Origin of the sequence: Filimonas zeae (genome assembly GCF_014641615.1) — a bacterium.
Classification (GTDB): Bacteria; Bacteroidota; Bacteroidia; order Chitinophagales; family Chitinophagaceae; genus Filimonas; species Filimonas zeae.
This window is the reverse complement of sequence record NZ_BMIB01000001.1, coordinates 254,199-276,724: the sequence shown is the minus strand read 5'-3', so window position 1 is coordinate 276,724 and position 22,526 is coordinate 254,199. Positions and strand designations below refer to the sequence as shown.

Below are 22,526 nucleotides of genomic sequence, written 5' to 3'. Positions count from 1 at the left end.
TTTTCAGAACTTGTTAATTAGAAAGTAGTGGTTAAACCAAATGTGAGTACAAAAGGAGGTGGAGTCATACTGTAATCTGTTACCACACGGAACGGATCACTGCCTTTGAGGGAAGCCTCAGGGTCCTGGCCGCTATAGCGGGTAAACGTAAACAGGTTTTCCGCAGTAAGGTAAGCGCTCACCATTTTCAGCCTCAGCCGGTCTGTTACTGTTTTAGGCAGTGTATAACGCATGGTAACCGTACGGAAGCGTACAAAAGAACCATCCTCTACATACCGGTCGCTACCCAGCCAGTTGTAACCGGTACCATACAATGCTCTTGGAATATCAGTAATATCGCCTTCTTTACGCCATCTTCTCAGTACTGCTGTGCTCTGGTTATTATAGTTATACATAGCAGTAGTACTCATTTTGGTGCCGTTTATCAGATCGCCACCCATACGGTAGTTAAAGAAGAACGTTAGTTTCAGATTCTTTTTATACGTAATAGTAGTTCCAAATCCACCGGTAAACTTAGGGTTGCTGTTACCCAGGTAAACCACATCCATGTAATCAATATTACCATCGTGGTTAATATCCTCATACATAGCATCACCCGGTTGAAACACATAGTCCACCTTAGGATAGTTAAAGCGCTGGTAAACAGTTTGACCGTTGGGGCCTACAATAGGCTTACCACTTTTATCGCGGGCAATAGTAGCTTCGCGGTCTTTGTATACGCCCTTAAACTTAAATCCATAAAAAGAACCGAAAGGGTTGTTCTCCTGTAGTAACGCCTTATATTGTCCATTGGCTTCAATATTTCCGCGCTCTCTCGGATAAAATTCAGATATCTCACGTATAAGGTTATCGTTGTGCGATATGTTGAAATTCAGATCCACCATCAGATCTTTCTTCTTTATTACGGTAGCAGTAAGTCCTACTTCCCAGCCCTGGTTGTCCATGGTACCCACGTTCATATCCACTGCATTAAAGCCAGTGAAAGAGGATATCTGTAAGCCGCTATAAAACATATCCGTAATGCGGTTTCTGTAAAAATCTACATCCACATTTAACCTGCGCTGCAATACCACCAGGTTAAAGCCCAGGTTAAGCCCCTTATTGGTTTCCCAGGTAAGGTTGTTCAAACGCATAGATGCCGGAAACACACCCGATTCGCCCAGGTACGTATAACCATAGGCAGAATAAGCGTTATAAAATCCATAGTCGTACCGGGGTGCACGACCGGAATGGCCATAACTACCACGCACACTTAAGTCGTCCAGCCATTTCTTAGTCGGCTTCATAAAAGGCTCGTCAGCCGCACGCCAGCGGGTAGATACTGCCGGGAAGAGGCCATAACGGTGATTAGGACCGAAACGGGAGTTACCATCGCCACGGATGCTTGCGTTAATAATATAACGGTTCAGAAAACTGTACTGGCTGTTCAGCAGTAAACCCACCGAACGGGTTTGCGTAATGCTGGAGCCTACGTTTAAGCCATTGCCCGAAGTACGGCCGGGTACAGAAGGATCCTGCAATACAGACGATGCCAGGTTAGACACAATGGCTTGCTGCGAAACGTATTTGTTATCATTGGTAATTAAAGAGGCAAACATAATCAGGTTATGCTTGTCTGGTAATACGGGCGTATAGCTCAGGTTGGTTTTGGTAATTACATTAAAACCATCTGCATCGCCATCGTAAGCCCTGTTTACTACTGTTTCTGTCCATGGGCGGCCGGTAGCTACCTGCGGCAGAAACGAGTTGTTTTTATTGTTGCTGATATCAAACTGCACATCGCTGGTCAGCATCAGCTTTTTTGGAATGATATCGTAGGTGATATTAAAGTGCGGAATTACTCTCTGGCTGATGATTTTGTTAACTGCCGCATTAGCCATGGCAACCGGGTTATATGTGCCCGCATACTGCCCTTGTATATTGCCTGGTGGAGAGAAATAGTTAGGTGTAAGGTTACCAAACTTGTCATATTCGTAAATAGACATGTTAGGCAACTTAAGATAGGCGATGTTGCGGATGTTATCTGCGTTATCGTTGCTGTTTACGTAGTTGCGTGCGTTATCGGTATGCGTATACGCCAGATCGGTGCGGAACTTAATACGGTCGCTCACGTTATAATCCAGGTTAATACGGGTATTGATGCGGGATAAACCGGTGCCCACCGTTACACCCTTGTAGTCAAAATAACCTACTGATACAAAGTAACGCGCTTTCTGGCCACCACCTGTCATACTCAGGTTATGATCCTGCACCGTACCCAAACGGGTCACTGCCTTTACCCAATCGGTATTATTACTGTAGTTGTAATACCAGTAAGGATCAGTAGGATCGTAAGAAAACTCTTTCTGTGTTTGTGTATTCAACGGCACACCATTTCTGTTCATCACCATTTCAGGCACCAGCATAGAATACTGATCGCCATTCAGCATGGGAATATTCTTCTGTGCTTTACTGATAGACGCCTTCATGGTGTAGGTAAGTGTGGGGGGGCTCACTGTACCTCTTTTGGTATTGATAATCAATACACCGCTCGCTGCCTGCGAACCCCATACAGCGGTTGCAGCAGCATCTTTTAATACGGTAATATCTTTAATGTCCGAAGGCGCAATATTTAATAACGCAGCGTAGCCCTGTTCATCTGCTGTTCCAAAGTTAAAATCGGGCGGTACGGTAGTTTCGTAAGGCATACCATCTACCACAATCAGCGGATTATCGCTGGAGTTAATGGAAGAAGTACCACGTATTTTAATAGACAATGCTGCACCCGGATCACCGGAAGAAGCCGTGATATCCACACCTGGTAAACGCCCTTGTAAAGCCTGATCTATAGAGCTGGCCTGCATCTCTTCCATTTCCTTGGCGCTGATAGAAGCAGCAGCAGTGGTTCTGTATTTATCAGAAACCGACATCATACCGTTGTTGGTCTTTTTGTCAGATACCACAATTACTTCATCCATGTCTTTGCCGGTATGGCTCAAGGATATATTGTGTACTGTTTTACCGCCTGTTGCAAACGTTTCCGTTTTATAACCAATAAAAGAAACAGAAATACGGTTTTTAGGATTAGACATTTTAAGCGCATAGTTACCTTCAATATCCGTGGTAACACCTTTAACTATGCGATCTTCCTTATCCATCTCGGCCACCAGTACACCTTCAATGGGTGTTTTCTCCTTACCGTCCGTTACCTTACCCCTTACTATAAAGGCAGCCTGGGTTGCAGAGGGGTTTGTCTGCGCAACCGCCATCCTGGATTCCGCCACCAGCAATAACAAACAAACAGCAGTGGTAAATATTTTAGTCATATCCGAATGTTGTCTGAGTAATTAATTTTGATAATACAGGTAACCTTTCAACGAATGAATGATAATCCTGTCAGCCAGCACATAGCTATTAGCCGGGTCAATACTGATATTACGTTCGCGGTCATCGGTAAACGAAAGGCTGGCGTCATTTGCAGGATCGTGTATTACCACATACCCTACTCTATCTGTTTGCAGTGAGCGGTACAATGTTTCTGCGCTGCTGGCATCCTGTGTGCCATTGGCAATCACCGATTTTTTAATAATGTGGTATTGAATAAACCGGGCCACCTTTTCTTTATCTGCTGCATCCGTTGGGTTAACTACTGCCGGCAATAGCTTGTCGCTTACAGCCGCCGCAATAGCGGCATTATCCGGAATAAGGAAAGACCCTATAAAGCCCAGTGCAACGCCTGATATAGCAGAAGTGCCGGCATTATATAAAGTTGAATTTTTCAGATACTGAAAAAAACTGTAGTAAGGAGAAGAGGGAGAGGCCGCAAGCTCTTCCAGCCTTTTACCTACAGGCTTGGCAGAGAAGTACAGCAACCCATCGGTATAATATACATTCCCGTTATTCATGGGTACCGTTTGGGTTATAGTAACCGGGCGGCTGCTGTCTATGTTTCCTGCCGCATATACTTTACCATTGTCGTAACGGAACATTTCACCGCCATTACCTTCTACAATACCCTGACCGGAAAGCGGATTGAACGGACGTGAACGACGTGGCACCACACAATGATTAATAATACGCATCAGCGTACCTTTAGGATCGCCTGCGCCCAGCATACCTGTTCTGGTAGCTACCCACGCATTCGATTTGGAGTCCCAGTCAAAACCCAGATTCCGGATGGCCGCATCCGACATCATAAATAAATCGTATTTTATCTTAGGGTTGGTAATCAGCTGTTTCAGTTCCCCCTCCAGTAAGCGCGACATTAATGAGTAGGAAGGATCGAGGTAAGGACGGCCAAACACCGTAGAAAAGTTATTGGTTTCCTGCGCCTTTTTAGTTCCATAAAAAAATCCGTTACTTAAAACCCGCTTTTCTATAATATCAGAAGCGGAGTTAAAACGTGGCTCTTCCCCTAAAAAGTTACCTGACTTGGCAAACTGGGTAGGCCATACAGGCATCTGATACATGTAGGAGTTTAACAGATCAAGCAACACATTTATAGGTACTCTGTTTAAATTGGCCGTATCACGGTTATAATGCTCCAGTACTACATTCTTCAGGTAAGGCACCAGTACATCATTCTCCGGCGCAAACATTGTCCAGCAGTTAGATTGTCCGTCGTTATCCTGCGCTTTCAGATAGTTTTCGTTATTGGGAGAAAAGCCCAGCAAAGGCGTGTAAAATTTAATAGATACTTTACTGTTTCCGCCATACAGCACATTGTAGCGGTCGGTTGCTTCCAGGCTTTCCACATAGCTGGTAGTATAGCGCTCCAGCAGACCGCGGAACACGCTGTATCTGCCTTGCGCTTCCAGGTGCTGCTCAATAGAGGGTTGCGATTGCAACACTTTATCTACCACGTGAATCACCCCGTTTTCAGCAGGAATATTGGTTTGCGTAATAGCAGCATCCATTACGTTTAATCCCCTGTAAACTGAATTGGGATAGAAGTATTTATAATCAGCATCTGTTATGCCCTTTGCTTTAAAATAAGCATCGGTAAAATAAGTAATATACTTATTGTTATTATCTGCAGAACTGTAACCGGCATTTCTGTTAGAAGCAACAGTAACCATGCTGGTACCGTTCAGCACCACCGTATCAAACAAATCGTAATAAGCAGTACGGCGGCGGAAGGCATTGTCTGCCACCCAACCTGCGTTACTTTGGTAATCATCCAGCCGGTCGGTGTTAAAAGCATTGTATACCAGGCAAAAACGCACAATCTGCTGTGCAGTGGCTTCCGTCATCTTGTCAACGCTTCCAATGCCAGACTGCTGCAGATACACGGCAAAAGCAGAATCGGTGGGCGCAAACAAGGTCCAGTATCCCGCACTGTTTAAGGTTTTGGTATACCCTGCCTTGTCTATACAGGCCAGTAAAGTTTTAAAATTTGCTTTGGATTGCAGTACCTGGTAAATAGGAGGCTCCAGGGATTCAGGGCGGCCGTAGTAGTCATCCCATATCTTCTTACGGCAGTTTACCGCCAAACAGGATATGGCTGACAGCAACAGCAAGCTTCGGAAAAATCTGTTCATAATGCAAACAGTGTAAAAATTGAAATATTGATAGTATAAGTACACAACATTGCCAGGACGGCATACGGAATACCCTCAGTCATACGCACAACAATCCCTTTTCACTACGGGGTAGCAATAAACTGCAACACCTGCCTGCGCAGGTTTAACAGCAGTTCCGGCCGCTATAGTCCATTACGGAAACAGAAAAGCATCGCCTGTACGACGACCTTATCAGCCATTCATTCTTTGTTCGGGAAGTACTTTTACAATTCATACAGCAAAACAGTTGATAAAGCAGTTAAGAAATAGTTTGGGTCTCACAATCGCAATCGAATACCGTCAAATTCATATTTATAACATTTCCTTGACAAAGTAAAGATAGGAGTCGGGTTTTCTTCAACTGTCCTGCTGCATCCTGCCATCACCGCTAAAAAGCGGCGATTAGCAGGTAACCATCGCCTTAATTACACCGTTCGCCGGATTTAACCAACCGGCAAACTCCTGTGCAGTTTGCTCAAAATCAACACGATGGGTTATATAGGTAGCGGGGTTAACCAGGCCCTGTTTCATAGAGGCCATTACATGATTAAAATCTTCACGGGTAGCATTACGGCTGCTCATCAGCGTGGCCTCCCTTTTATGAAATTCAGGATGACTGAAACTGATATCGCCTTTTTGCAAACCTACCAGCACATACCGCGCGCCATGTGCCATATATTGAAAAGCATTATTAATAGCCTTTAAGCTACCGGTAGCATCTATTACCACCGTAGGCATATCATTACCGGTAATCTGCTGCAACTGTTCTGTTACATCTGCCGCGGCAGCGTTTACCACATGGGTAATGCCCAGTTTCTCTTTACAAAACTGTAAACGGTTTTCGTTAATATCCATTACAATTACCTGCCCGCCTGCAATACATGCAAACTCAGCAATGCCTAAACCAATGGGGCCGGCACCAATTACCAGTACAAACTCACCGGCTTCCACACCGGCACGGCGTACACCGTGGGCACCAATAGCCAGCGGTTCTACCAGAGCCAGTTCATCAAACGAAAGGCCTTCACCTTTAATCAGCGAATAAGCAGGTACGTTCAGGTATTCCCGCATGCCACCATCTATATGTACGCCACACACCTTAATGCTGGTACAGCAATTGGGTAAACCTCGTCTGCAGGCAATACAGTTACCGCAGTTAAAATAAGGAATAAGCGTTACCGCATCACCGGGTGCAAAACCTTCCGCACCATTGGCATCTGCAATCTCCGCAGCCAGCTCATGGCCCAGTATACGCGGGTATGCAAAAAAAGGCTGCGTACCTTCAAAAGCATGCAGGTCGGTACCGCAAATGCCAATACGTTTAATACGTAACAATACTTCGCCCGGGGCAGGTACCGGTACAGCTGTTTCCTGATATTCAAAACTGCCGGGTGTGGTGCAGACTAAAGCCTTCATACTAATTTCTCTCCTTTCTGTTTTCTATGCGTTTGCAAGTGCCCTGTCCAGGTGCACATATCCTCCGTCAACATGTATCAGCTGACCGGTAGTGTGACTGGATCTTTCTGATAACAGAAAAGCAGTGGTATTAGCCAGCTCTTCTGCAGTAGTCATTCTGTTTTCCAACGGAATTTTACCGTTAATCTCTTTCAGCTTTTCTTCCGGATTGCTCAGGGTTTTAATCCACGTATCATAAGCAGGTGTCCAGCATTCAGCCACCACTACTGCGTTTACACGTATACCATATTTAAGCAGTTCCACTGCCCACTCGCGGGTTAAAGCATTACGGCCTCCGTTGGCAGCAGCATACGCAGAGGTATTACCCTGGCCGGTTTCTGCTGTTTTGGAAGTAATATTTACAATAGCACCTTTTGTTTTTTTCAGCTCAGGCAAAGCATAATGCGCCATCAGATAATAGTGCACCACGTTCTTATGCAAGCTTTCCATAAACCGCTCATAATTACCATGCTCCAGGCCTACCCCATCGTTTACACCCGCATTATTCACCAGGCCATCAATACGCCCCAGCTGTGCAATCACTTCTTTTACGGCTTTCTCGCACTCAGCCGGCACACTCAGTTCCGCAGCTACCTGGTAAGCTTTGCCACCAGCCGCTTCTACGGCGCGTACTACTACCAGGTTGTCTTCTGCCTTACGGCCTACTACCACGGGAATAGCGCCTTCTGCCGCCAGTACTTTTACAATACCTTCTCCTATTCCTTTGGCGCCACCGGTTACAATGATGACTTTATCTTTTAATTGAAGATCCATAACTGATCTGATTAAGCTAGTTGATAAAAACGGGTAGCGTTGCCGCCGAAAAATGCCGCCTGTTCCTCTGCAGAAAAGCGTGCATAATAAGCCTGCACAATACCCAGCATTCTTTCGTACGAACCTGCCACCAGGCACACCGGCCAGTCAGATCCGTACAGCAACCGCTGCATTCCAAATGCACCGGTTACTACATCCAGATAAGGTGTAAAATCAGCTTCCGTCCAGCGTTGCCAGTCGGCCTCTGTTACCATGCCCGATACTTTACAATATACATTCGGGTAGCGGGCCACGGCTTCCATATCTTTTTTCCAGTCTGCCACCTCTCCTTTTTTTATCAGCGGCTTGGCGATATGATCTATTACAAAACGCAGATGGGGAAAGGCTTCTACCAGTTGAGGGATATAAGGCAGCTGATCAGGAAATATTAATATATCATACGTATAGGGATGCGACTGTAAAGCTGCTATACCCTTCATAAAAGCCGGGCGCAGCATCAGTTGCCTGTCAGCCTCGCCCTGTAATACATGCCTGAATCCTTTTATCAGCGGGAACTGACGGTAATACTCCAGCCGTTGCTGTACATCGGGCGATTGTAAATCTACCCAACCCACAATGCCTTTGATAAAAGGTGCATTGGCAGCCTGCTGCAGCATAAAATCGTTCTGGGCCTCTGACTGATCCGCCTGTACCAGTACACAGCCGTCAAACCCGTTCGCTTCCAGCACCGGGTGCAGGTCTTTTGCTAAAAAGTCCCGCTGTATCACCTTCATATCATCGGTAATCCAGCTATCCCGTACGGGATCAAACTGCCAGAAGTGCTGATGCGCATCTATACGTAAAGACATGTTGCTTTATTTTTTCCAGGCCACTACTTTCTGTTCCGCTTCGCCCAGGCCATCAATGCCCAGCTTTACCACATCACCTGCTTTCAGGTATACCTGAGGGTTCATACCCAGGCCCACACCAGCAGGGGTACCGGTAGAAATTACATCACCCGGTAACAGCGTCATAAACTGGCTCACATACGATACCAGAAAAGGTATTTTGAAAATGAAGTTGGAAGTGTTGCCATCCTGCATCTTCACATCATTCACCGTAAGCCACAAACGCAGGCTATCCACATCTGCCACTTCATCTTTAGTAACCAGCCAGGGCCCCATAGGGGCAAACGTATCACAACCTTTCCCTTTATCCCAGGTACCGTTGCGCTCTATCTGAAATTCTCTTTCGCTTACATCGTTATGTAATGTATATCCGGCCACATAATCCAGCGCCTCTGCTTCGTCTACATAAGAAGCTTTCTTTCCTATTACTACCGCCAGTTCCACTTCCCAATCGGTTTTTACGGAATTACGGGGAATCATAATATTGTCTTGCGGACCGCAAAGGGCCGTAGTAGATTTCATAAACACTACCGGCTCCGGAGGCAAGGCAGCACCGGTTTCCTTAGCATGGTCGGCATAGTTTAAGCCAATACATACTATTTTGGAAGGGCGTGCTACAGGGCTACCCAGGCGCACACCAGCCGGTACTTCCACTAAGGAAGCACGATTCTTTTCAACAAAAGCTTTCAATCGCTCCAGACCACCTGTTTCAAAAAACTGCTCATTGTAATCTTCGTTAATGGCCGATACATCATATACTTTGCCATCCAGCAGCACCGCTGCTTTTTCCTTATTCAGTTCGCCGAATCGAATCAGTTTCATGTATCTATCGCTTTTAATTGTTCAGTTTAATAAATCCACCATCAATAGGGTAATCACATCCCGTAATAAAAGAAGCCTCATCAGAACACAGGTATAGAATTAAACCAGCTATTTCAACCGGCTTTGCCATTCTGCCAATAGGCTGCGTCTGCGATAATTTTTCAAACATTTCCTGCTCCTTACCCGGATAGTTTTTAGCCAGAAAACCATCTACAAACGGTGTATGTACCCTTGCCGGAGAAATAGAGTTACAACGGATGCCATCTTTAATATAATCTTTGGCCAGCGAAAGTGTCATAGCATACACCGCTCCCTTGCTCATAGAGTAAGCAAAGCGATCGGGTATACCTACCGCCGCTGCAATAGAAGCCATATTCAGAATAGCACCCCCACCTGCTTTTTTCATCAGCGGTACCGCTGCATACAGGCAGTTATAAGTACCCTTTACATTTACCTCATAAATACGGTCAAAGTCTTCTTCCGGCGTATTTTCCAGTTTACCAATGTGCGATACACCGGCACTGTTTACCAGTATATGTGGCGTGGCAATTTTCTCAAACACCGCAATCACCTCTTTCTGCTTTGTTACATTCACTACATGCCCGGTTGCCTGGCCACCCGCTGCTGTAATTTCTGCTACCACTGCCGCTGCGTTCTCCTCATTCAGGTCCAGTACGTGCACATGCGCGCCCTGGGCTGCAAACAATAAAGCAACCGCCTTTCCTATTCCGCTTCCGCCTCCGGTAACCGCCGCTACCTTGTTGTGTAAACTGAAAATGGTTCCTGCCATATCTCGCTTTTTATATCGTTGTTATTTCCGTTGTACTGCCAGCGAAAAAATCTGCTGCATAGTAACCCATTTCTCTCCCGGCTTTGCCACCGGTATTGCCTGCTGGTATTTCCACATCAGCGCCTCCCACTCCTGCACTTTCGCATTGGCAGCATCTGCCTCCGCTTTTTTTGCTGCATCAAAATCATCCGCCACTGTCATTATCATAAACAAGCGGTTACCAGCACGGTATATTTCCATTTCCGTTATACCCGCCGCCGTAATACTTTCCAGTACTTCCGGCCACACTGCCTTATGCCAGGCATCGTATTCTGCAATCAGCACCGGATCATCTACCAGGTCCAGCGCCAGACAATGTTTCTGCATAGTATATTAATGCGCCATTTGCACCTTGCCTTCGTCAGCCGTTTTAATTTTAGCCTGACTTAAAGCAAACAACAGTATTACAATAAAGCTGATTACAGGAATGCTATAAGCCAGCTGAATATTTCCATTATTGGCATCTGATACCTGCGCCATTACTGCAGGAATGACTGCGCCGCCCACAATAGCCATAATAATCAGCGAAGCACCTTGTTTGCGCTTATTACCCAGCCCACGTATACCCAGTGAGAATATGGTGGGGAACATGATTGACATAAAGAACTGTACACCCATCAGCGCATATAACCCCATTTTACCGCCTACAGTAAATGCCACTATCAGCAAAGCCACATTGGCAACACTGTAAATAGCCAGTAATACATAAGGTTTAACATAACTCATCAGAAAGGTACCTATAAAGCGGCCGGCCATAAAGCCTACCAATGCTCCAGCCAGCAGGTGTGCGGCGGCCTTTTCTTCAATACCATTGGTATAACCTGCATAACGGATAAAGAAGCTGGAAACGCCCACTTCCGCACCCACGTAAAAAAACTGCGCAACTACACTAAACACCAGGTTTTTCTCTTTCAGAATAGAACCTTTTACCTCCAGGTCTGCATCTGCTTCCTCATTAATTTCCGGCAGTTTGGTTCTCCATAACAAAATAGCCACCAGCAACACCACAAAGCCTATTATCAGGTAAGGCACCTGAACGGTAGAGGCTTCCCGGGTTAAATACGCATCCAGTTCTGCCGGTGGCATGGCCTTCATTTGCGCATCGGTTAAATGGTTACCGGTTAATATAAAAAGGCCGCCCAGAAAGGGAGCCACAAACTGTGCAAGTCCGTTAAACGATTGGGCAAAGTTGATACGGGTGGTAGCGCCAGCCGGATCGCCCAGTTCGTTTACATAGGGGTTGGCAGCAGTTTCCAGAAACGTTAAACCGCTGGCAATTACAAACAGCGCAAACAGAAAAAAGCTGTAGCTACGCCATGCCGCTGCAGGATAAAACAAAAAGGCGCCACTGGCAAACAGCAACAGCCCAATGATAATGCCCCCCTTATACCCAATCTTCTGCATAATACGCGAAGCAGGAATGGCTATCAGAAAGTAAGCAATAAAAAAAGCAGAGTCAATTAAGGAAGACTGAAAATCGTTCAGCTGACAAGCTCTTTTCAAATGCGGTATCAGAATAGGATTGAATTTGTGTGCTATTCCCCACAGAAAAAACAGGGAGGTAATCAGTATCAGGGGGAAGAGGTATTGGTTCTTTTTATTATTCATATAGCAATGTTATAAAATAGGGATGATATCCCTAAAAATAAAGCCTTTACGCAGTAAAGGCTCACAAATTAACAGAGAAAGCCGCATGGCTATTCAAAGCAGATTAACCAGTTATTCAACCTAATTGGCATTTTCCACCACCCAATCGCCAAAAATATTGCTCAAAGAATACAATTTTGCTTCTGCATCGGTAAGCTGATGGCTCCAGGCAACCCGCTGCGCGGTGGCTGCCCCTTCACCCGTATTCCGGAATTCAGCATAGTACGCTGTTTTTTCGTTTTCGGCCTTGCCCCAGTTATCCCATCCGGCCGCTTTTACCTGGTTACCTATGTTACATTCCAGAAACACTGTTCTGGCATAAGGCCGCCACGGCCGCCCCAGCAAATAGGTACCTGCACCTGCGCTGCCGGTAATGGTGCAATGCCTGAATACATAACCATAAGGCTTTTGTTGCGGCGTAGAGGCTGCCGTAATATAGCCGCCCTTTTTGCAGTACAGGGTACAGTAATCAAACACCGCGGTAGAGGAGCCAAAAATAAAATCTACCGTACCCTCTATATAACAGTGATTATAGTATTGCCTGCTTTCTATGCCATAGGTATACAAGGTATCCTGAAAGCCCAGGAAGCGGCAGTTGTTAAACCGCGCCCTGTCTCCCGCCACAAACACCGCTACCGCCTGCCCTACCGGACCGGCTGAATTTTGAAAGGTGATATTGCTGGCGGTAAAATCTTTGCCGTAAATATAAAAGCCGGAGGAACCGGAAGTACCCATGGGTTCACCCAGTATATTCTTTTTACCGGCATAGTCATCATTGGTAATAATAGTACTGTCTGTACTTTCCCCTATCAGCGTTACCATATTCTTACTTTCTGCCAGCACCAGCTTTTCTTTATACACGCCGTTTTTAATAAAAATTACCGTTTCGCTTTTACGCATATCCGGCACAGCATTAATCGCTTCCTGTACGGTAGAAAACTGGCCGCTACCATCCTTTGCCACCACAAAATCATACTTCTTTTTCACCAGCCTTTTTACCAGGTCCAGCTTTAACTCTTTCATTCCCTGTACGGCCAGCTCTGCCATGGCGGTAGCACCAAACACACTGAAATGCGTATCATCTTTTTTACCGTTGGGATAGTTTTTATCGCCAGGCTCCACATAGTTAAACAGCTTTTTGGCGCCTTCCTCTCCCATACCGTTAATCAGTGCTTCGCTTTTCAGGTGCATATCAATCAGCGGCACCCGCAGACTGTCTGCCACTCTTCTCACTACAGGCGGATAAGCCCCATGTGAATCAAACAGCACACCTTCTTTATAGCTGCGGCGCATAATAGGGGTAAGCAATACCGGTATGGCTTTTTTAGCCCTGGCCTCCTGTACAAAACGGCTGAGGTTTATACCATAATCCGCCGGGGTTACTCCCACACCGGGCTTGTCTATCTTTTCATCGTTATGGCCAAACTCAATAAACACATAATCTCCTTCCTGCATGCTATCCAGCACCGCCTGCCAGCGTTTTTCATTGATAAACGAAAGCGTACTGCGGCCATTCTGCGCATGGTTATGCACTTCTACTGTTTCATCAAAAAACTGTCCCAATGCCATACCCCATCCCGTTTCAGGATACGCTTTCGGTTGTTTATTGGCCATCGTAGAATCGCCAATCATCCACAGTCTTATCTTCTGTTTTGGCGGCAGCGCAAACGCGCAAAGCGCCAACAGTAATACCCCCATCCATTTCTTTGAAATACCAATCTGCATATAGTGAGATTTATATTAAAATACATCGCCGGGCAATAACAGCCCGGCGATGTGATATATTGACAGCTTCAGAAACATCCGGTTTAATAACCAGGATTGTTTTTGTTTTGCAAAGCAGGATTCGCATCCAGCGTAGCTGTAGGTATGGGGAACAACTCACTCTTACCAGTAACAAAACCTGCTCCTAAATAATCTACAAAGCTGGTAGTAAGATTGGCAGTTTTAGTCCAGTTAACCCGGTTGCTATTAGTAAAGGTGGGAAAGCCTGCCACCGTTGAATCTTTAGGAACAGGGGAAGGAGTGGGTTTGTAGAAAGAATGAGCCCAGAGCCTGGAAGCCTGTACTGCACTGTCTCCTGCAACCCTGCGATATGTATAGTAATACATATACTGCGGCAGAGCACCTGTTAAAGTATAAGCCGGAGGCGCTGCCATATAAGTAGGCGCCGTCATAGCTGTACCGGCTGCCAGTGCTGCCAGGTTGCTTTTGGTTTCGCTCAGTGCTTTACCCAGCATATTCCAGCGAATCAGATCATACTTACGAATGCCTTCGCCACCAAACTCCAGTAAACGCTCTCTTACCAGCAGTTTAAAAAAGCCTTCTTTATCACCAGGTACCGCAGGCAGCAGGGCAGCGTTACCGCCATGCCCGCGCAGACTCACCTCGCGCCATGCTGCAATAGCATCTGCATCAGGCGCACCATTAATTTCGTTCACTGCCTCCGCATACATCAGCAACACATCTGCAAACCGTATCAAAGGCCAGTTTATCTGCATATTCTGTAAAGAAGAGTTGGAAGCACCGGTAAGTGTAACAGGTACGGTACCGGTAGTTACACCGGAGCTGAAGTAGAAGCTTGGGTTGGTAACCCAGTCTCTGCGAAACTTACCATCATAAATACCATTACTCGCACGTCCTTTGCCATATACATCCTGTATTATTTCAAAAGGTACACAGGTAATATCCCGGCGTACATCGGTGGAATCAAACTGGTAAAAGAAGGTGGGTAATACCTGTCCTAACGCACCACCTACCCCGTTAATTCTGGTACCATTCTGAATACCCAGCTTACTGTCGCTGGCAGTACCGTTGGCCATAGCGGCCTGCATAATAATCTCGCCGGCTGCATCGGTAGCCTTATGAGCATCAATATAATCTTTCCAGATGCTTACATAACTAGGCAGCAACGTGTGCTGACTGCGGTTGCTCATCAGCTCTGCACACTCGTCGCGCGCAATTTTATAATAGTCCAGGTAATCGGGGCGGCGCTCCATATTACCGTTCATGCGTAAAGAGTATCCACCGCGCGCCAGGGCCACCTTTGCACGTAACGCCATAGCCGCACCTTTGGTAAAGCGTTCATCTGCTGCTGCGGCAGTACGCCAGGGCATCAGGCCTTTAGCTTCTGCCAGGTCGCCTAATATGCGGCCATAAATAGTATCCCTGTCAGTCCGGTCAATAAACAGGTTGGGCGTAATAGCAGAAGGGAACCACTGCGCAGGCACATCACCCCAGTTTCTTACAATTTCATAATAATACTGGGCACGCAAAACCAGTGCTTCTCCCAGCATTCTACGCAACTCTGCTTTGTCGGCAGTGCCTCCACCATTGTACTCCGGCATGCGGGGAATATAGTAAATACACTGATTGGCCCGTTCTATACCTACATAAAACTGGTTAAACGAGTTAACAATATCTGCATTACCAGCTGCCAGCAGATAGTGCGCAATCTGGTGGCGCGACTGATCGCGCCCTGCACCGCCTCCCAGTATTTCATCTGTATCATACGGGTAATACACACTGGCACGGATACCGTAACCATAATCACCCGCCAGCGACAGATAAGCGCCCATTAAAGATGCTTTTGCATTTACCATGCTGCCAAAAGCTACACTGGGGTCAAAGGTGGACAGCGGCTCGGGTGATAAATATTTTTTACAGGAGGTGGTAAGCAGGCCTGCTGCAACCAGCAGTACCAGGCAATTTTTTATGGAGAATTGAATCTTTTTCATTTTCTGGCAATTTGAACAAGTTAGAAGGATACGTTTACACCGAAAATATAACTGCGGCCGCGCGGATAACCCGCATAGTCAACACCAGGAGTAAGCTGATTGCCTCTTCTGGTACTTACATCCGGATCGTAGCCGGAGTAACCTGTAATAGTAGCTACGTTATTAAGGGTGCCGTAAAAGCGAACGGACGCCAGCTTAACCCTGTTCAGTATACTCCTGGGTAAGGTGTAACCCAGCGTTATGTTATTGATACGCAGATATGAACCATCTTCAATGGCATAAGAACTTGGGTAGAAGCCCGTAGTGGTTCTGATAGGCGTCCATATTTTAGCATTGGCATTCAAAGCCCTCAGCTGTTCCGGCGCTACACCAATTACAAGGCCGCTCGTAGGCTGCTTCTGCACCAGGTTACCACTACCATCAATCACCCTCCAGCGGTCGTTCATAGTTGCCAGCATGTTTGCATCTACACCATAAGCGTTGGAATACTCCAGCTTGTTGGCGTTGTATACATTGTTGCCATATACAAAGTTTACAAACACACTCATATCAAAGTTCTTCCAGGTAAACTGCTGATTAAAACCACCGGTAAATTTAGGCAGCGCATGGCCAATTACCACACGATCGCTATCCAGGGTAACAGCGCCACTTCCGTTTACATCGCGGTATTTAATCTGACCGGGCTGTACAAAATCAGCCAATACAGCTGCCGGGTTGGGTAATCCTTTTTTCAGCGTGTACTGATAACCCAGATTAGGATAGTTGGCAGCATACGAACCGGTATAAGGTGTTGCATCAAAATCATCTACTGTGTAAAAACCATCCACCTGTAAACCATACATAGAACCCACTTCATCACCTACTCTCAGCAGGTAATCTGCCGGGTTACCGGTGCTGCTGAACCAGCCGGAGTTGGCCAGGAATTGTTTCTGGTTGCCCAGGCTGGTAATTTTGTTTCTGTTGAAAGAGATATTGAAGGTAGAGTTCCAGTTAAAATCTTTCTTACGCATCACAGTACCACTCAACTGAATTTCCAGGCCCTTGTTACGGGTGCTGCCTACGTTCTGATATTGGGTACTATAACCCGATGTAGCAGGGATAGCGTTGTCTACCAACAGCCTGTTGGTAGTATTTACATACATATCCACAGTTAGGTTAACCCTGTTGTTCAGAAAGCTCAGATCAAAACCCAGGTTACGTGAAATAGTAGTTTCCCAGGTAATATTGGTGTTGCCCAAACGGTTGGGCGGCGTTAAAGTATAAGCCAGTACATCATTTAAACCGTAGCCGGCACTGGTGGGTACCACATAACCGGTAGTAAAGCCATAGGGGTTAATACGGTTATTACCGGCCTGTCCGTAACTAAAGCGGATTTTGGCATCATTAATAAACGTAAGCGGTTGGAAGAACTTCTCCTGCGAAATTCTCCAGGCAACCGAACCGGATGTAAAGTACCCCCACTTTCTGTTGGTAGAATCAGACAGCGCTACCACGCTGGAATAGTTAGGCCCAAACAGCGAAGAGCCATCTGCACGGAAGTTAAGGGTTAACAGATATTTTTTATTGTAATTATAGTTAATCCTTGACAGGAAAGATAATTGCCTGTTGGTGTACTCCGAACTGGAAGGTTTAGGCTGTGCAAAACCAGATGGAGGGCTTGCCAGCGTGAGGTTGGCAAACGCAATATCAGGCTTGGTGCCTACAGGAAAATAACGGACTTCCTGGCTTTTAACCGCGTATTTATATTCATAAATTTCCTGACCTGCCAATACATCTAAACCATGTTTGGAATTATACAACGAAGGATTGCTATACGTGAATACGTTAGAGTTGTTAATGGTTTTAATGGTAGCGTTGGTCCATGTAAGAATAGGCATACGACTCCAGGCTCTGGCATTGGCAGTAAGCGTATCATCATACGACTTTGTTTCAGGCGCATTTACATCATACCCAAAAGTGCTTCTGAATGATAACCTTTTGCTTAAACTGATATTTACATAACCGTTAAAGTTATACGCTACTGTATTTCTTCTGCGATACTCCGCATTCATTAACTGAATGGGGTTAAGCAGGTTTAAGCCATTACCAGGGTTGTTAGCATCCAGCGTAGCATCGTAAAAATCTTCGGTCTGGCCGGGTAATACCAGCGGACGGTAACGGGTGTATTGACGCAGTCTGTTAGAACCTGCCCCGCCTACATCCGAAGTACCTGCGCCTGTAACAGACTGATCGTTATATCTTACATTAAAACCTACTTTTACCTTTTCACTCGCCTTATGATCAAAGCGGAAGTTCAGCAGCTTTCTGGTAAAATCAGAATTCAACAGCAAACCTTCCTGCTTATTATAAGTAGTACTGAGGTTATATTGTGTTGTAGCAGTACCGCCCGATACGCTGATGTTGTGTGAAGTAAACAACGCATTTCTGCCCATCATTTTATCCTGCCAGTCAATAGGATTAACATAATTGCTGTAAGTACGTGCAATGGTATCGTAGTTGTCCATTCTTTTGATGTACTGTGCTGCTATGCTGGTATCAGTAGGATTCTCTGTATACTTCGCCCTTTCGTACTGATACAGTACAAAGTTATACGGGTCCATCATATCCAGATTTTTACTCAGCTTGTTCATACCTACAAAACCATTATAGGTAACAGTGGTTTTACCACCTGTATTTTTGCCGCCTTTGGTGGTAATAATCACCACACCGTTAGAACCTCTGGCACCATAAATAGCGGTAGAAGCCGCATCTTTCAATACGTCTACACTCTCAATATCCTGCGGAGATAATACGTTCAGGGCATTTTCCATCTGCACACCATCTACTACATATAAAGGAGAGCCACTTTGTGTAATAGAGTTGCGGCCGCGAACATAAATATCTACATCCGCACCGGGAGCACCTTCTGATACGCTTACCTGTACACCTGCCAGCCGGCCTGCCAGTGCTTCTGCTGCGGAGTTCACCGGAATGTCTTTCAGATCTTTGGCACCTACAGAAGATACAGAGGCAGTAAGGTCTTTTCTTCTTACCGTCTGGTAACCTACCACCACAATGTCGTTAAGATCGTTGGCCTCACGGTCCAGCTTAACAAAAACATCTTTTGAACCGTCTGTAGGTACAGTAATCATTTTGTAGCCTGTGTAACTGAACACCAGCTCTACCGTTCCTGTTTTTGAAGTTTTTAAAGTAAACTCTCCGGAATCATTGGTTTGGGTACCAGTACCACCACCTTTAAGTACCACACTTACGCCGGGAAGCGGAGCATTCTTTTCGTCGGTAACTTTTCCTTTCAGAGAGCGTGTTTGTGCATATAGCGCACACGTAAATAGAATAAACCCGACAAGCAAGGTCGATTTTTTCATACAACAAGCGATTAAGTTAGAAAGTTTTGGTTTGCAGTCAGCTCATATGGCTATAAGAGTAGAAGCAACAACCGATTGCAGAGTTAGCAATTTTATAACAACTTCCTACGAAATTCTACGCAAACGTTTCCGGGACAGAGCAGGATAGTTATATCAAATACACAAGTTAGAACCAACTAACAACACATCATAAAAACCACTATTCGTCTTCGTCGTCCTCATCCTCTATATCATCGGGATTAATAGTGTCTTTCAGCAGCTTTTTCATGGCTTTGGCAAAATCTTTTACCTCTGGTTTCAGGCGGCGGTAAAAGGTTTTTATGTCGCCACGTTTCAGATGGTATTTCTGAATCAACTCCATAATCTGCTCAGAAGCTTCCAGCGCAGGAGAAAGTTTTATAAAGTACTCTGTGGTTTCATGATCGTCCAGATTCTCAAAAAACGCATCCCAGCCTTCCATCAGTTCAGCAGTAAGCAGTATCAACTGCTCCAGGTTCTCCTGAATATCCAGCAATAAAAGGGGATCGTTTTCCGCTTCCTCTACAATAGAATCTTCTGTTTTCTGATAGGCAGCTACCAGTTGTTCTATTCTTATGTCATCAATTTCAACGGACATCTGTTATACCAGGTAATTTAATGTTGGATTAGGGTTCTCAAAAGCCTGCCAGGGCGGCAAGTTAACGAGAATTATCCAATTTGTTAATGCAATACTGCGGTTCCGCTGCCGCCATCCACTTCCTGTGTAATTTTCCGGCGCCCGGCCAGCAGGGTACCCAGCGCCAGCGCGGCAGAAACGGCCATAATAGCAGCCATAGGTATTAACGAATGCGCCTTCCACACACTTACCCCTACGGAGGCCAGCGCACCCACGCCCATTTGCAGCGCCCCCATCAGCGCCGAGGCGCTGCCGGCATTACGGGTAAAAGGCGCCAGGGTAAGCGCCGCAGTATTGGGGTTTACCAGCCCCAGGCAACATAAAAACAAAAACAGCAATACCAGCGTGCTTTCCAGCTGCAACCAACCAGCCGCAGCCGCCACCACAAACACAGCACCTGTTACCACCTGCCCTGCCAGCGCAGCCAGTACAATCTGCTGGCTGCGAAACCAGCGTAGTAATAGGGTATTTACCTGGCTGGCACCGATAAGGCCCACAGATAAACCTGCAAAAATCCACCCGTATGCCTTTTCAGACACCCGGTAAATATCCATAAATACTTTGGGCGAGCCGGATACATAGGCAAACAGCCCGGAAAACGCTATAGCACCCGTAAAAGCATACGTATAAAACTGCGGCTCTTTTATTACCGTACGAAAACTTGCCAGTATAGGCCCTGGTTTGAGGGAGTAAGAAGGGTCTGGCGGATAACTCTCCGGCAGAAAGAAAAACACAGCCACCAGTATTACTGCACCCAGTAACAACAGTACGCCAAAAACAGCATGCCAGCCAAAAGCATTGGTTACATAACCACCCACTGTTGGGGCAATCATAGGCGAGGCTGCCACCACCAGCATCAGCAACGCAAACACTTTTGCATTTTCGCTTACCGGAAACAAATCGCGCACCATAGCCATGGCAGTAACCGCTGCTGCACAACTGCCAATCGCCTGTATAAAACGTACGGCAATCAGGTTTTCAACCGAGCCGGATAACATACAGGCCCAGGTGGCCAGTATATACAGTACCAACCCGGCATACAGCGGCTTTTTACGTCCAAACCGGTCTAACAGCGGGCCATACAGCAACTGCCCCGCAGAAATACCGATAAAATAACTGGATAAAGACAAGCCCACCCGCTCCACATCGGTATGCAGATCTTTGGCAATAGCCGGAAAACCCGGCAGATACATATCAATAGAAAAAGGCCCCAGGGCAGTAAGCGAGCCCAGTATTAAAATCAGAAAAAAATACCTGCTGCGCGTATATTCTTTGTTCAAGTTTTATGAATTAGCAGGTGTATGGGTATACACCTCCGGATTAACAATGTATGGCAAACGCTCGTTACGTAACCCGGCAATTATATTACGGGCGGCAAGGGTAGCCATGGCATCCCGTGTTTCTACCGTAGCCGACCCTATATGCGGCAATATACATACAGAAGGCATTTGCAGCAACGGATTATCTTTATCCATAGGCTCCGGGTTGGTTACATCCAGCCCCGCCCCCCAGATAATACCTTTCTGCAAAGCTTCTGTAAGGTCTGCTTCGTTATGAATACCTCCCCGTGCAGTATTAATAAATATGGCTGAAGGCTTCATCCGCCCGAAAGCCTGCTTATTAAACATGCCTTTGGTTTCCTGCGTTAGTGCGGTGTGCACCGATAATACATCACTCTGCTCCAGCAACTCTTCAAAAGAAACCTTTACCGCCTTCAGTGCATCTTCGGCCTCTACATTCCGGTGGCGGTTGTGGTAAATTACCTTCATATTATAAGCAGCCGCACATTTACGTGCCATTACAAATCCTATTTTACCCAGTCCGTATACCCCTAAGGTTTTGCCCTCCAGCGATATACCCAGATCGGCCGTAGGCTCTGTAAAGCCCCAGTTACCATTCAGAATTTTCTTATGCAGATAAAATGCTTTGCGCGCAGTGGCTATCATTAGTAAAAAAGCGGTTTCGGCAGTAGCATCGCTGAGTACGCCCGGGGTATTGCCTACCGGAATACCGGCCCGGGTAGCCGCCTGTACATCTACATTATCATAACCTACTGAATGCAACGCCACCACTTTCAGGTGCGGGCAGGCTTCAAAAAAAGCAGCGTCCAGCTGATTGCTTACACAAAGCACCGCATCATACCCTTTACAATGTGCTACCAGCTCCTCCCCCGATAATTTCCGTTTTTCCGTCCATTGCGTTAATTCCAACCCGGCCTCTTCCAGCAGGTTTACACCAACCTGTGGAATAACATTGGTAACAAATACTTTCATAACTGCACTTTTTGGTGTTTGTTCTTAATAAAGATAGGTCAGCAAAATGCATTCCGTACCCTGTTAACCAATCCTTTATACAGAAGCGTTTTTTAAGGTGCGGATTTTTCCCGAAAAGGTAAATTCTTTTCCCTTCCGGATTTATGACATTTCTATGACAATTGTACCTTACATAAAATTTACAGATAATCATGTCCGAAGTACAAGAACAACCGAAAAGCCGTTTTACGCTCTGGCTAAAGCGGATCGGTTTCTGGGGATTCCTGTTTTTTCTGATAAAAGGCCTGGTATGGCTGGCCGTTCTGTTCTGGTTTACTAAAAAATAACGCCATCCCGTTTTTTTGAACTATTTTTATTGTATCCCGTAGTAATGTATCGGCATATTGTAAGTGACTGATTGCTGGCTAACCGTCAACTTTCCTGAACTCCTGCTTTTTGCCACAGTCACCTGACAAAGGATGAAACCTGAATGCATTGTCTACTCCGGCAATTACAACAATGTAGTTACCGGCGGTGTTAAACAATTTAAACCAAAAACAGTA

At 46.0% G+C, this 22,526-nt stretch carries 15 protein-coding genes; all 15 read right to left on the bottom strand.

The genetic code is table 11. The features are described from left to right. Positions 1 to 17: 17 nt before the first annotated feature. The 15 genes from IEY13_RS01220 to IEY13_RS01150 all read right to left on the bottom strand — a co-directional run bounded on the left by IEY13_RS01220 (position 18) and on the right by IEY13_RS01150 (position 21,984). Positions 18 to 3,305 (bottom strand): SusC/RagA family TonB-linked outer membrane protein, encoded by a 3,288-nt coding sequence (locus IEY13_RS01220; protein ID WP_188949875.1) that lies wholly within the window; start codon positions 3,303 to 3,305, stop codon positions 18 to 20. Positions 3,306 to 3,326: 21 nt separating this feature from the next. After that, a complete protein-coding gene (locus IEY13_RS01215) occupies positions 3,327 to 5,519 on the bottom strand; it encodes a fasciclin domain-containing protein (protein WP_188949873.1) in 2,193 nt (730 codons plus the stop codon). A gap of 423 nt (positions 5,520 to 5,942) precedes the next feature. Continuing rightward, a complete protein-coding gene (locus tag IEY13_RS01210; protein WP_188949870.1) occupies positions 5,943 to 6,956 on the bottom strand; it encodes a zinc-binding alcohol dehydrogenase family protein in 1,014 nt (337 codons plus the stop codon). Positions 6,957 to 6,980: 24 nt separating this feature from the next. Beyond that, the gene (locus IEY13_RS01205; RefSeq protein ID WP_188949868.1) at positions 6,981 to 7,769 is read right to left on the bottom strand and encodes an SDR family oxidoreductase; all 789 of its coding nucleotides are present in this window, start codon (positions 7,767 to 7,769) and stop codon (positions 6,981 to 6,983) included. Positions 7,770 to 7,780: 11 nt separating this feature from the next. Then, positions 7,781 to 8,617, bottom strand: coding sequence for an amidohydrolase family protein (locus tag IEY13_RS01200; RefSeq protein ID WP_188949866.1), 837 nt, complete (start codon positions 8,615 to 8,617; stop codon positions 7,781 to 7,783). A 6-nt stretch (positions 8,618 to 8,623) separates the two neighbouring features. Further along, positions 8,624 to 9,478: a fumarylacetoacetate hydrolase family protein gene (locus tag IEY13_RS01195; RefSeq protein ID WP_188949864.1), complete on the bottom strand. Its 855-nt coding sequence runs from the start codon at positions 9,476 to 9,478 to the stop codon at positions 8,624 to 8,626. Positions 9,479 to 9,491: 13 nt separating this feature from the next. Continuing rightward, entirely contained in the window at positions 9,492 to 10,268 is a 777-nt protein-coding gene (locus IEY13_RS01190; RefSeq protein ID WP_229687667.1) for an SDR family NAD(P)-dependent oxidoreductase, read from the bottom strand. Between the two features lie 21 nt (positions 10,269 to 10,289). Next, a complete protein-coding gene (locus IEY13_RS01185; RefSeq protein ID WP_188949862.1) occupies positions 10,290 to 10,634 on the bottom strand; it encodes an L-rhamnose mutarotase in 345 nt (114 codons plus the stop codon). 6 nt (positions 10,635 to 10,640) lie between these two features. Further along, positions 10,641 to 11,915 carry an L-fucose:H+ symporter permease gene (gene fucP / locus IEY13_RS01180; RefSeq protein WP_188949860.1) on the bottom strand — a complete coding sequence of 425 codons (1,275 nt, stop codon included), beginning with the start codon at positions 11,913 to 11,915 and terminating at the stop codon, positions 10,641 to 10,643. A gap of 120 nt (positions 11,916 to 12,035) precedes the next feature. Continuing rightward, positions 12,036 to 13,679, bottom strand: a complete 1,644-nt coding sequence (locus IEY13_RS01175) for a pectinesterase family protein (protein ID WP_188949858.1) — start codon at positions 13,677 to 13,679, stop codon at positions 12,036 to 12,038. Positions 13,680 to 13,762: 83 nt separating this feature from the next. Further along, a complete protein-coding gene (locus tag IEY13_RS01170) occupies positions 13,763 to 15,691 on the bottom strand; it encodes a RagB/SusD family nutrient uptake outer membrane protein (protein ID WP_188949856.1) in 1,929 nt (642 codons plus the stop codon). 20 nt (positions 15,692 to 15,711) lie between these two features. Next, positions 15,712 to 19,056: a SusC/RagA family TonB-linked outer membrane protein gene (locus tag IEY13_RS01165; protein ID WP_188949854.1), complete on the bottom strand. Its 3,345-nt coding sequence runs from the start codon at positions 19,054 to 19,056 to the stop codon at positions 15,712 to 15,714. A gap of 199 nt (positions 19,057 to 19,255) precedes the next feature. Beyond that, on the bottom strand, positions 19,256 to 19,672 hold the full coding sequence (locus IEY13_RS01160; protein ID WP_188949852.1) for a hypothetical protein: 417 nt from the start codon (positions 19,670 to 19,672) through the stop codon (positions 19,256 to 19,258). Positions 19,673 to 19,755: 83 nt separating this feature from the next. Beyond that, entirely contained in the window at positions 19,756 to 20,991 is a 1,236-nt protein-coding gene (locus IEY13_RS01155; RefSeq protein WP_188949850.1) for a multidrug effflux MFS transporter, read from the bottom strand. 3 nt (positions 20,992 to 20,994) lie between these two features. Then, positions 20,995 to 21,984, bottom strand: a complete 990-nt coding sequence (locus IEY13_RS01150) for a 2-hydroxyacid dehydrogenase (protein WP_188949848.1) — start codon at positions 21,982 to 21,984, stop codon at positions 20,995 to 20,997. Positions 21,985 to 22,526 lie beyond the last annotated feature (542 nt).

Coding starts and splice junctions, on each gene's coding strand:
- IEY13_RS01220 (WP_188949875.1), bottom strand. CDS start 3,305: ATGACTAAAATATTTACCACTGCTGTTTGTTTGTTATTGCTGGTGGCG.
- IEY13_RS01215 (WP_188949873.1), bottom strand. CDS start 5,519: ATGAACAGATTTTTCCGAAGCTTGCTGTTGCTGTCAGCCATATCCTGT.
- IEY13_RS01210 (WP_188949870.1), bottom strand. CDS start 6,956: ATGAAGGCTTTAGTCTGCACCACACCCGGCAGTTTTGAATATCAGGAA.
- IEY13_RS01205 (WP_188949868.1), bottom strand. CDS start 7,769: ATGGATCTTCAATTAAAAGATAAAGTCATCATTGTAACCGGTGGCGCC.
- IEY13_RS01200 (WP_188949866.1), bottom strand. CDS start 8,617: ATGTCTTTACGTATAGATGCGCATCAGCACTTCTGGCAGTTTGATCCC.
- IEY13_RS01195 (WP_188949864.1), bottom strand. CDS start 9,478: ATGAAACTGATTCGATTCGGCGAACTGAATAAGGAAAAAGCAGCGGTG.
- IEY13_RS01190 (WP_229687667.1), bottom strand. CDS start 10,268: ATGGCAGGAACCATTTTCAGTTTACACAACAAGGTAGCGGCGGTTACC.
- IEY13_RS01185 (WP_188949862.1), bottom strand. CDS start 10,634: ATGCAGAAACATTGTCTGGCGCTGGACCTGGTAGATGATCCGGTGCTG.
- fucP (WP_188949860.1), bottom strand. CDS start 11,915: ATGAATAATAAAAAGAACCAATACCTCTTCCCCCTGATACTGATTACC.
- IEY13_RS01175 (WP_188949858.1), bottom strand. CDS start 13,679: ATGCAGATTGGTATTTCAAAGAAATGGATGGGGGTATTACTGTTGGCG.
- IEY13_RS01170 (WP_188949856.1), bottom strand. CDS start 15,691: ATGAAAAAGATTCAATTCTCCATAAAAAATTGCCTGGTACTGCTGGTT.
- IEY13_RS01165 (WP_188949854.1), bottom strand. CDS start 19,056: ATGAAAAAATCGACCTTGCTTGTCGGGTTTATTCTATTTACGTGTGCG.
- IEY13_RS01160 (WP_188949852.1), bottom strand. CDS start 19,672: ATGTCCGTTGAAATTGATGACATAAGAATAGAACAACTGGTAGCTGCC.
- IEY13_RS01150 (WP_188949848.1), bottom strand. CDS start 21,984: ATGAAAGTATTTGTTACCAATGTTATTCCACAGGTTGGTGTAAACCTG.